The organism is Ramlibacter sp. (assembly GCF_029866045.1).
In the GTDB taxonomy this organism is placed as follows: Bacteria; Pseudomonadota; Gammaproteobacteria; order Burkholderiales; family Burkholderiaceae_C; genus Ramlibacter.
The window spans coordinates 1-10,686 of record NZ_JARXAB010000133.1 but is presented as its reverse complement, the minus strand read 5'-3'; the positions used below and the strand labels follow the sequence as shown (position 1 = coordinate 10,686).

The 10,686-nt window shown below is 65.4% G+C and carries 8 protein-coding genes; 2 read left to right on the top strand and 6 right to left on the bottom strand.

Translation table 11 applies throughout. The annotated features are described in order from the left end of the window. Positions 1-179 precede the first annotated feature (179 nt). From QE494_RS13960 to QE494_RS13940, 5 genes are all read right to left on the bottom strand, one after another. The gene (locus tag QE494_RS13960) at positions 180-1,982 is read right to left on the bottom strand and encodes a DUF3857 and transglutaminase domain-containing protein (protein ID WP_300044164.1); all 1,803 of its coding nucleotides are present in this window, start codon (positions 1,980-1,982) and stop codon (positions 180-182) included. A gap of 477 nt (positions 1,983-2,459) precedes the next feature. Then, positions 2,460-3,287 carry a 3-oxoadipate enol-lactonase gene (pcaD, locus tag QE494_RS13955; protein WP_300044163.1) on the bottom strand — a complete coding sequence of 276 codons (828 nt, stop codon included), beginning with the start codon at positions 3,285-3,287 and terminating at the stop codon, positions 2,460-2,462. Next, entirely contained in the window at positions 3,284-4,273 is a 990-nt protein-coding gene (locus tag QE494_RS13950; RefSeq protein WP_300044162.1) for a tripartite tricarboxylate transporter substrate binding protein, read from the bottom strand. Before QE494_RS13950 ends, pcaD begins: the two co-directional genes overlap by 4 nt. Before the next feature lie 119 nt (positions 4,274-4,392). Further along, the gene (locus QE494_RS13945) at positions 4,393-5,283 is read right to left on the bottom strand and encodes an MTAP family purine nucleoside phosphorylase (RefSeq protein WP_300044160.1); all 891 of its coding nucleotides are present in this window, start codon (positions 5,281-5,283) and stop codon (positions 4,393-4,395) included. Positions 5,284-5,362: 79 nt separating this feature from the next. Further along, entirely contained in the window at positions 5,363-6,679 is a 1,317-nt protein-coding gene (locus tag QE494_RS13940; protein WP_300044158.1) for an amidohydrolase, read from the bottom strand. Positions 6,680-6,766: 87 nt separating this feature from the next. Here QE494_RS13940 and QE494_RS13935 point away from each other — a divergent pair, with 87 nt between their 5' ends. After that, complete coding sequence (locus tag QE494_RS13935; protein WP_300044157.1) at positions 6,767-7,705, top strand: LysR family transcriptional regulator; 939 nt, start codon at positions 6,767-6,769, stop codon at positions 7,703-7,705. A gap of 135 nt (positions 7,706-7,840) precedes the next feature. Here the strand turns inward: QE494_RS13935 and QE494_RS13930 are convergent, their stop codons facing one another. Further along, on the bottom strand, positions 7,841-8,332 hold the full coding sequence (locus QE494_RS13930; RefSeq protein ID WP_300044156.1) for a tetratricopeptide repeat protein: 492 nt from the start codon (positions 8,330-8,332) through the stop codon (positions 7,841-7,843). A gap of 140 nt (positions 8,333-8,472) precedes the next feature. On the opposite strand from QE494_RS13930, the gene QE494_RS13925 reads away from it, so the two are divergent. Next, on the top strand, positions 8,473-10,686 hold the full coding sequence (locus QE494_RS13925) for a PhoX family phosphatase (protein ID WP_300044154.1): 2,214 nt from the start codon (positions 8,473-8,475) through the stop codon (positions 10,684-10,686).

Here is a 10,686-nt window from a genome sequence, read left to right as displayed (position 1 = left end):
GCTCGACTCAGCCTCGATGGAATGCGGGGGGATCCGCAGCCGCTCCCTGTCCAGCGGGATGACGTTGTCGAACTCCAATTGCACCTTCAATCCTCCTCAAATCGGCGTGAATTCGCCCTGATTTGCGAAGGTGCATGGTGTAGGTGCTGCGGCTCATGGCACGAGCCTGGGGACGACGTTCAGCGGTACACGATCTGCGCCCGCAGGTCCCGCTGCAGCGCCCGGTAAAACGCCTGCCAGTCGCGCGCCTCTTTCAGGCCGCACACGCGAGAGCCCCGCTGTACCCGCAGGCGTCGCTCCACGGTGACGGTGCGGCCCTCCTGGGTGAGGCGCGACTCAAACTGGATGTCGCCGCGCGCAAAGCGCATACCTTTGGGAACCTCTTCCACCACGACATTCGGGGGAAAGGTGAGCGTGTAGTGCTCGTGCACCGTCCTCGAACTGCAAAGCGCGGGCCGGTCGGATGCCGGCTCGGGCTGGCTCAACGCAATGTAGGCAATGTTGCCGGGGGCCAGCCCCACCGGCACGGCCAGAGCACCTCGCCCGGGCATGTTGACCAGAGGCTCGAGCGTGAACACCGTACGCATTTCGTAGGGCCGGGTGATGTCGGTTGGCTCGGTGAAGCGCATGCTGCCGGTGCCGGTTTCGTTGAAGCGTGACAGCTCTGAGCGCACGATTTCATCTTCGGTACGGGAGCGGTCATCCAAACGACTCGACCGGCTGCTGTTCGCAAAATAGCCGGTCTGCCGGATGTGCGCACGGCCCTGAATGCTGCCGTCGCCTCGGATCGTCATGCGCACCCGGGTGCGGCTCACATGGTCCTCGGCCTTCATCGCCGGTGTGCGGCCCATGCGGTCGAGCCGGGTGAGGATCACCGGCTTGTCGGCGTCGGAGGTTGGCAGCGTACCGAAGGGGGCGAAGCGGTCTGTCGAGTCGAGATAAAGATCCAGGCTCGGCACATAGGTGATGACGTGATTCAGCGGGTAATGCGCGCCCACAGACGAGAGGCGCTGGGTACTGCCCGAGCTGATGAGGGCCGGGCTGCTGTCAATGCCCACTGCGCGCAACAAGGCCTCCAGCAGCACCACATGGTCTTTGCAGTCGCCGTACAGGTTTTGCAGCACCTGCGAGGCGGGCCGTGGCACCAGCCGGCCATCGCCCAGCGAGATCGACACATAGCGAATCTCGCGGGCCACCCATTCGTACAGCGCTTTGGCCTTGGCGCGCTCGCTGCTGGCGCCTGCGGTCAGCTTTTGCGCGAGGGCGCGAATCTCTTCGGTCACCTCCACCTGCGACTCAAAGAAGCCCCGGGCAATACGCCCGAGCGCGCGCATGTCGGGCAGGGTCGAAATCTGCAGGTAGTCGGCTCGATGCAGCAGGCCAGCGGACCCACTGAGTGGAGGCTCCGTCTTTTCTCGCCGGTACTTGAAGACATAGTGCGCCATACCGTCGACCGTTTTTTCCAGGCCGCCGTCCACGCCGCGCTTGTCGATATAAAGCGGCCGGGAGGCCGGAATGGCAATTCGCAGCTCCCAGTCTTCATAGGGCGTGGCCGGGTAAAACACGAAAGAGCGGTCGAACTCGCCTGGGTACAAGGGCGCCACAATCCGCGAGTCGACCTTGTAGCCCACCACGCTTCCCACCGAGACGCGCGGGAAGATGATCACCTTGACCCGTGAATCCGAGAACTGTGCGGTGCCCCCGCTGTTGTCCTCGTCCCGATCACGGATTGCCGCCGGCAGCACCGGCAAGCGGGTGCCATCGGGGGTGATGGTCCAGCCCTCAACCTCCAGAATCTCCTCCCGCCCGGCGATGTAGCCAATCTCCTGGCTGGCGTACTGCTCCACCCCGGGGGCGGTGCGAATGCGCACCGATTGCTCGGCCACCTCCCGGTAGCTGCCGTCGAGATTGATGACCAAATTCGCCCGCTCACGCTGGATCGACACTGGCGGCTCAAAGCCCCGCTGCGCCCAGGCGGGCATGAGGCCGAAAAGGCATAGGACGAGGACGAAAAAGCGGGGGGAGCGGTGGTTCAGCAAGAGAAGGCCTTCCGGAATAGCAGTGGCGCGGGTCTCGGCAATTTTCTGCGATGGCGCTGCGTGCCCTGATGCCGGGGCGGTGGGCAAGAGCGCGCCTTTGTCGAGGCTGGGTTTGAGAGTAGGTACACCTGGGCTCATGCGATGAGCCCCACGACTTTGGATACGCACCTGCAGACACGCCCCGCTGGGCGATCCCGTGATGCGCTAGCCCTAGAATGGATTTCTCACCGTGAGCGTCTGATCGATGACCTGGCCGTCTTGCAAATCTTCCGAGAAGAGCGTGGTGCATCCCGACTCCAGCGCTGCGGCCACGATCAAGGCGTCGTAAAAAGAAAACCTGTACCGTTCGGCCACAGCCAGTCCACGCTGGTGACCTTGAAGCTCCTGCAAGTCGCGCACCGCACAAAGCCGTCCACACCCTCAGCTAACCAGAAACTCCCGCAACACCCCCGCAAAGTCACTAGGCCGTTCCAATTGCGGCATATGCGCCAGGGGCAGCTCCACGCAGGCCGCGCCGGGGATGCGCGCGGCGATCTCCTGGCCGAGTTCAGGAGGGGTAGAAGGGTCATAACGGCCAGTGACCACCAGGGTGGGCACGGCAATTCCAGGCAGGTCGCCCCCTTGGTCCATGTCGCGCACCGCGGCGGCGCAGCCCAGGTAGCCGTCTAGATCGACCTTCAGAAAGGTGGCGCGGGCGCGGGCGATCACCGCCTGGCCCTCGGCCTCGGTCTGCGCCTGGAATGCCGGGGTGAACCAGCGTTGCATCGTGGCCTCAACCTGGGAGGCCAGGCCCGAAGCCTTTACCGCGGCGATGCGCTCGGCCCACACCTGGGCGGGCAAACGGGCGGCGGTGTTGGACAGCACCAGGCGGTCGAGCCTGTGGGCCGCATGGCGCCCCAGCCACATGCCAATCATGCCGCCGATAGACACACCGGCGAAATGAAACTGGGAGGCACCGGCGGCGTCGGCGACCGCCAGCGCGTCACGGGCCAGCAGTTCAATGGCGTAATCCGCACCGCGCGCGGACGCTTCGAGGGTCGACGCACCGTGACCGCGCGCGTCGTAGCGAACCACCCGGAACTGGTCTGCCAGCAAGCCAACCACTGCGTCCCATGAGCCCATGTCGGAGCCCAGCGAGTTGGCCAAAAGCAGGGCGGGCCGGTCAGCCGGCCCCTGCGCCTGCCAGGCGATGAGGGCCCCGGCATGCGCGACAAAGTTCAGGCCGGGCAGCGCCTGCGCCACGCTCACTCGCCCTTGATGTTGGCCGCCTTAACCACCACCGCGTTGCGAGCGAGTTCCTTGCGCAGGAACTCGGCGTAGTCAGAGCCCGAACCCTTGCCGACCGTGGCCGCCTGGTCCTCGAAGGGCTTGCGCACCTCGGGCGAGGCCAAAATGGCATTGAGCTCCCGGTTCAGGCGGTCGATGATGGCCTGCGGCGTGCGGGCTGGCACAAACAGGCCGATCGAGGTGGTGACGAAATAGCCCTTGAGCTCCGGCGAATCCGACAGGGGCGTGATCTCGGGCGCCGCGGTGAGCCGCTCGTCCACCGTCACGCCCAGCGCCTTGAGCTTGCCCGACTTGATCTGCGGCAGCCCGGTCGAGGGCACCAACAAGGCGAGGTCGACCTGACCACCAATCAAGTCGCTCACCATTTGGGGGGTCGCCTTGTAGGGCACATGCACCATGTTGATGCCAGCCTGCTGGCGCAGCGCCTCCATGGCCACATGCAACAGGTTGCCAGCGCCAGGGCTCGCGTAATTGAGCTTGCCCGGGTTGGCGCGGGCATAGCGCACCAGCTCGGCGAAGTTGTTCACGGGCAGGCTCGGGCTGGCCGTCAAGATGAGGGGCGTGATGTTGATCAGGCCCACTGGCACCAGGTCTTTGAGCGGGTCGTACTTCACCGCGTCCGGCGTGACCAGCGGTGCAATCACGATGGTGCTGTCCGGCGCCACCAGCAGGGTGTAGCCATCGGGTGTGGCACGCGCCACCTTGGTGGTGCCCACAATGCCGCCGGCACCGGCCACGTTGTCAACCACCACCGCCTGCCCCAGGCGCTCGCCCAGCTTGGTGACCACCATGCGCGCGGCGTAATCCACCGCACCGCCAGCGGCGAAGGGCACCACCACGGAGATGGGCTTGCTGGTGGGCCAGGGGGAAGCTGTTTGGGCCAGCGCCAAGGGCGAGAGCGTGCCGGCCGCGAGAGCGGTCAATAGAGCGAGAAAGGGCTTGCGCATGAGGGGACTCCTTGTGAAGTGCGGTATTGGTTTGCGAATCGGAACTTGCGGATCGGAAATGATTTCCAGGGCTTCAATACAGGGTTGCAGTGCCGGTTGATGGGGAAACCCCCGACCGCTCAGGCGTCCTCAAGCGCCACCGGCAGGGTCGAACCCGTCTGATGGTCAATGCTGCAATTTTTGAGCCATCCGGGGCGCTGGCCGTGAAAGCCGCTACGCAGGGCGTGGCCGCACTGGCAGCCCCGGTGCGCAGGCAACTGGGCCACCGCGTCGATCAGGGCCTGCTCGATCCGGTCGTGCAGCCCACCGGCGTAGTACTCGTCGTTCATGCTGCCTGGGCCCACGTGAATCACCGCCGGCGCCATGCCCGCACCGAAGTTGATCACCGGCGCGATGGAGGCAAAGCACATCTCCGCCTCACGCGCCATGGTCACCTCGGGCACCATCGGGGTGCCCACAATGTCGGCGCCGTCACGCTGCAGGGCGCGAATCTCGGCCGGCGTCTCGAAGCGCGGACCCTCGGTGCAGGCAAACACGCCGCGGTCGATCACCCGGTCGGGCATGCTGGCCGTGGCAGCCAGCAGGGTTTGGCGCACCTCCGGGCAGAAGGGCTCGGTCATGTCGACCCGAACCCAGGCCTCGGTGTCGTCAAAGAGCGAAAGCGGCCGGCCCTTGGTGCGGTCCAGAAAGTCGCTCGAGATGATGATGTCCCCCGGCCGCACCAACGGGTTGATCGAACCAATGGCATTTTGCGAAATGATGCGCTCGACCCCCAACTCGCGCAGCGCCCAGATGTTGGCGCGGTAGTTGATCTTGTGGCTGGGGATGGTGAGCTTAGGGCCGTAGCGCAAGACCACCGCCGCCTCGCGTTCGCCGATGCGTCCGGTGAGCACCGACGCCGCGCCCCAGGGGGTGGGCACCTGCACCTCGCGACGGTCTCGCAAAAGCCGCTGCGAGGCGGCGCTTGAAATCAGCCCGACGGGCGCTGGCGTGGTACGAGGTTCGGTCATGAAAAGGGCTCTTTCTTCAGGGGGAATTTACTCAGGAGTTGGAGGTGGGCTGGTGTGGGGGCTGGTGTGGGGGCTGGGATCAGGCGTTGGACAGACTCATGCCGTGCTCACGCAAGCCGGCCTTGATCTGCGCCTCGTCCACGCGGGTGAAACGGCCGGCTTCAAAAATCGTCTCGCCGTGCACCATGACAGCCTGCACATGCTGCGGGCCGGCGGCGAACACCAGGTCGGACAGTACCCGCTCGGGGGTCAGCCCCAGGGGGTGGTCGATGTCCAGCACCACGAGGTCGGCCTCCTTGCCGGCCTCCAGGCTGCCGATCTCGTCCTGCCAGCCCAGGGCCTGCGCACCCTCACGCGTGCCCATGGCCAGCACGTCACCGGCCGAGAGCGCATGGCCATCAAGCTGGTGCGCGCGTTGCAGCAGCACCGCGAACTTCATCTCCTGGAACAGGTTCAGCGCGTTGTTACTGAGCATGCTGTCCGTGCCCAGGCCCACCGGCACACCGCGCGCGCGCAGGGCCATCACCGGTGCCACACCGCTGGCCAGCTTGGCGTTGCTAATCGGGTTGTGCGAGACGGCGGCACCGGTCTCGGCCAGCAGCGCCAGCTCGCCCTCGTCCAGCCAGACGCAGTGGGCCAGCAGGGTGCGCGAGTCCAGAACGCCCAGGTGGTGCAGGTGCTCGATGGGGCGCCGGCCGTAACGGCTTTGCACCATGTCCACCTCTTCGCGGCTTTCCGCGGCGTGAATCACGAAGGGCAGCCCCAACTGATTGGCGGCCTGCTTCACCTCTACCAGCAACTCCGGCGTGCAGCTATAGGGGGAATGGGCGCCCAGGTAAAAGCGGACACGGCCGTCACCTGCGTGGTCGGCCATGGCTTGCCGGGTTTCCTCCAGCGCCAAGGGCCAGTTGGGCCGGCCGTTGGGCCGCAGCGCGGGCGAATTGGCCATTGCGCCGCCGAATGCGCGCATGCCCACCTCGGCGGCTACTGAGGCAAACAGGCCCGCGCCGTAGCGGGTGCAGTCGCAAGCGGTGGTGATGCCGCCACGCACCATCTCGAGCACCGCCTGGTAGCAGCCCCAGCGGTTGTCCTCCAATGTCAGCGGCGAGGTGTGGGGCGCCAGGGTCTGCGCCCACTGGAACAGGTTGCCGCTGTCGCAGCAGCCCCGGTGCAGGCTCAGCCCGCCGTGGGTGTGCGTGTTGACCAGCCCCGGCATCACCACCCGGCCACCGAGGTCCACCACGCGGGCGGCGGTGTGTTCGGGGGCCTCGGGGCAATCTGCCTCATCGCCCACCCACTGCAGGCGGCCCTGGCGAATCAGCGCTGCGCCATTGGCAAAGCAGCGATGCTGCGCGTCGCCGGTGTAGATAAAGGCATTACGCAGCAAGGTGTCCATGGCAGCCTGATTGTTGTGGGCATTTTGCGCAAGATCAACCGCCGCGTCGGGCTAGCTAATATGTGGTTTTCACATACCGAGGCGCGCATGGAGATCAGGGAGATTGAGGCCTTCGTCCATGTGGCGGACCACGGCAGCTTCAGCCGCGCCGCCGACGCCTTGGGCAGCAACCAGCCCGCCCTCAGCCGGCTGGTGCGCCGCCTTGAGGAGCGCCTGCAGCAGCCCCTGCTCTCACGCAACGGGCGCGGCGCCACGCCCACCACGGCGGGCGAGGTGTTTCTGGCCCATGGCAGGGAGGTGCTCGCGCAGGTGCAACGCGCCGAGCAGGCCATGCGCAACCTGCAAGCCGCGCCGCGCCAGAAATTCACCCTGGGGCTGGTGCCGCACATCGCCAAATTCGCCATCTTGTCGTTGGTGCGCCAGTTGCGCCAGCAGTTTCCGCAAGCGGCGGTGACCGTGGTTGAGGGCACCTCCACCACCCTGCTCGAGTCGTTGCTGATGGACCGTATTGACGCCGCCGTAATGTACGAGACTCCTCGCTCCGAGTTGATCGTGAAGCGGGACCTGCTGCGCGAAGAGCTGTACTTCATCGGCCCGGACACTGCGGCGCTACGCGCCCAAAAGAGCATCCCCTTCAAGGACATCAGCACCTACCCGCTCATTCTCTCGAGCCGTATGCACGCCATCCGCGAAGTGGTCGAGGAACAGGCCGCGCGGCACCGGGTCAAGCTCAATATTGCGCTGGAGGTAGACGCCGTGACCTCGGCGCTTGACCTGGTGCAAGAGGGCTATGGCCACGCCCTGCTGCCCCTCAACGCCCTGGCACGCGACGACCGCCCACGCAAGCTCTCGGTCACCCGCATCACCGAGCCGGCGATGCACTGCCGCCTGGTCATTGCCACCGCCAGGCAACAAGCCGCCTCGCCCTTCATTCGCCAAGCGCTGGACTTGCTGGAGGAACGGGTGGTACCGCTCTATGTGACGTACGAAAAGGGCTTGAGTGGGAGGGTGGCGTCCGGGCATTGACGGCCTCCGCCTGTCGGGACAGAGGTCATCTTCTGTGTCAGCGAGAAGATGACCGACCCGTGACAGATGTCATGAACGCGTCATCTGCCGGGCGACCTCGTCCCAGCACTGATCGATCTGGTTTGCCCCGTCAAATCACCAGCGCTTTGCCGGGGCTGCGTTCGCCCCGTCCACTGCGCGCTTGAGTTGGAGGTATTCCGGGCAGCTTGTTCCACACAGTCGCTCAAGCTCGCCAAGGTAAAACAGCGCACGGTCGCGGCGGCCCAAGGTCAGCATCAACTCGCCCATGTATTCATGCGCACCCCGGTGCGCAGGATCTATCTGCAGTGCGCGCTCATAGGCAGCCTGCGAAACGGCGCGCTGGCCTGACTGGCGCAGGCTGTAGCCCAGCAGGTTAAAGGCGTCAGCGTCTTCTGGGTACACCCGCACATGGGCCTCTAGCAACGCCACGGCCTGCGTCCACTGCGAGGCTGCGATCGCCGCGCGGGCATCGCGCATCGCCCGTTCTTCCACGGGCGAGTTGCGATTGGGCACATCAACCGCGGCCAACGGCCCCACCCCGGCGAGCAGGCCCAAGGCCAAGAGATTGCGGGCCAAACCCTGTGCAAAGTGCCGATGGATACGCATACGACCAGAGCCTAGTGCCACTGGGCGATGTACCAGTGCCCGCAGCTTGCAAGACCCTATGGAGACCGGGTCCGACACAGAGTTGTCACAAACGATGGTCCTACTAGAGGTTTCCCACCCACGTACAGCCGGAGCTTGTCATGTCCCATCCTGATCACGAAACCCATTCCAATACTTCAGACAACCCTCACTTCGAGGACATCCTGGCCCGCGGTTTGGCCAGCCCCAGCCGCCGCATGATTTTGCGCGGTGGCGTAGGCATGGCCGGCTTGGCGATGCTGCCTGGCTGCGCCAGCCTGGCGACCGCCCCCGCCCCCGTGCAAGCCCTGGGTTTTCCCTCCCTGGACAAGAGCCTGCTCGACGACGTCGTTCTCCCGCCGGGCTATCGCTATTCCGTGGTGCACGCCACTGGCGATGCCCTGAGCGCTCAATTGCCTGCCTACTCGAACACCGGCGCTGAGACGGATGATTGGTCCAACCGCATTGGGGATCACCATGACGGCATGGACATCTACTTCGTGGATGACCGCGGCCGCTACACCGACAAAGACACCGCACGTGCGGTGCTGGTGGTGAACCACGAAAGCTCGGCCGACGCGCATTTCATGCACTCGGCGGGCCAGACCTCCAATGGCGTCTCCGGCAAAAAGTTCAGCCAGTTCGGTGACTGGGACCTGGGTGCCCGGCCGGAGCTCGAGGTGCTCAAGGAGATCAACCACCACGGCGTCTCGGTGGTGGAGCTCGAGCGCGGCCCCAACGGTTGGCGCATGAAGGCCGACTCTCCCCTAAACCGCCGGGTGACGGCGCAAACGCCTGCGCGCATCGCCGGTCCCCGCGCACACCTGAAAGACGTTCAGTCGCAAATGGTCACCCGCTGGGATACGGCTGGTACCCGCTCCCGCGGCACCCTGAACAACTGCGGTCACGGCAAGACCCCTTGGGGCACCTATCTGGCCTGCGAAGAGAACTGGGCTTTCTACTTCCAGATGACTTCCGGCGGAACCGCCGTCCCGGCGCTCGAGGCAGTGACGCGCCGCCGCTATGGGCTGCCGGTTGCGGCGCCTGCGGCTAGTCAGACCCGCGGCAACGGCCAGGGCTGGCACACCGTTTCGGCCACCGACGACCGCTTTGCTCGCTGGAACCTCACGGCAGTGGGCGCCAGTGCCGACCGCGATTTCCGCAATGAGGCCAACACCTTTGGCTACAACGTGGAAATTGATCCGCTCAACCCCACCTCTGCGCCGGTCAAGCGCGTGAGCATGGGCCGCATGGCGCACGAGGGCGCTACGTGCAGCGTTCCCAAGGCCGGCCAGCCCCTGGCCTTTTACATGGGCTGCGATGCACGCAACGAGTACATCTACAAATTTGTCAGTACCGCCGTGTGGGACCCCAAGGACATCGGTGGCGGCATTGAAGCCGGCGACAAGTACCTCAACGAAGGCAAGATGTATGCGGCGCGTTTTGATTCCAATGGTCAGGGCCAGTGGATCGAGCTGGACATCAAAGACCCGAAAATTGCCAACTACGCCGGCTTCAAGTTCTCTAACCAAGCCGAGATCTATGTCCACACCCGCCTGGCAGCCGATGCGGTCGGCGCCACCAAGATGGACCGCCCCGAGTGGACCGCTGTCAACCCGAAAAACGGCGAGATCTACGTCACCCTGACCAACAACAGCGCGGCCAACCGCACGCCGGGTCGGGTGGACCCGGCCAACCCGCGCGCCTACATGGACGTGGACGGCAAGCGCGGCGCCGGCAACCCGAACGGCCACATCATCCGCTTCCGCGAAAGCGGAGACCTGGCCACTGCCACCGGCTTCCGTTGGGACATCTTCCTCTTCGGCGCTGAAGAAGACGCAGGCGACGCCAACCTGTCCGGCCTGACCGCCCGCAACAGCTTCTCCTCCCCGGACGGGCTGTGGTTCAGCCCCACCACCGGCATCTGCTGGATTCAGACCGACGACGGCGCCATGACCGACGAGACGCATTGCATGATGCTCGCGGCACTGCCGGGCCAAGTCGGCGACGGTAGCAAGGTGACCGTCAAAAACAAGATGGTGGTCAATGGCGCGGAGCAGACCGGCACGCAAGAAACCTTCATCGGCGCGACGCTGGGCGAAGCTCGCCTGCGCCGCTTCCTGATCGGCCCCAAGGGCAGCGAGATCACCGGCGTGACCGAGGCCGATGGCGGACGGGCGCTCTTCGTGAACATTCAGCACCCGGGCGAGGAGAGCAAGAGCGTCAAAGCGATGGACAGCCAGTGGCCTGGCAACAAGGGCTATGGCCGTCCGGGCCGTCCCCGCTCGGCCACCATCGTGATCACCCGCACCGACGGTGGCGTGATCGGGGCCTGA

What these genes read in the sequence shown, in the direction of transcription:
- QE494_RS13960 (WP_300044164.1), bottom strand. Translation starts at nt 1,982, where the DNA reads ATGCCCGCCTGGGCGCAGCGGGGCTTTGAGCCGCCAGTGTCGATCCAG.
- QE494_RS13950 (WP_300044162.1), bottom strand. Translation starts at nt 4,273, where the DNA reads ATGCGCAAGCCCTTTCTCGCTCTATTGACCGCTCTCGCGGCCGGCACG.
- QE494_RS13945 (WP_300044160.1), bottom strand. Translation starts at nt 5,283, where the DNA reads ATGACCGAACCTCGTACCACGCCAGCGCCCGTCGGGCTGATTTCAAGC.
- QE494_RS13940 (WP_300044158.1), bottom strand. Translation starts at nt 6,679, where the DNA reads ATGGACACCTTGCTGCGTAATGCCTTTATCTACACCGGCGACGCGCAG.
- QE494_RS13935 (WP_300044157.1), top strand. Translation starts at nt 6,767, where the DNA reads ATGGAGATCAGGGAGATTGAGGCCTTCGTCCATGTGGCGGACCACGGC.
- QE494_RS13930 (WP_300044156.1), bottom strand. Translation starts at nt 8,332, where the DNA reads ATGCGTATCCATCGGCACTTTGCACAGGGTTTGGCCCGCAATCTCTTG.
- QE494_RS13925 (WP_300044154.1), top strand. Translation starts at nt 8,473, where the DNA reads ATGTCCCATCCTGATCACGAAACCCATTCCAATACTTCAGACAACCCT.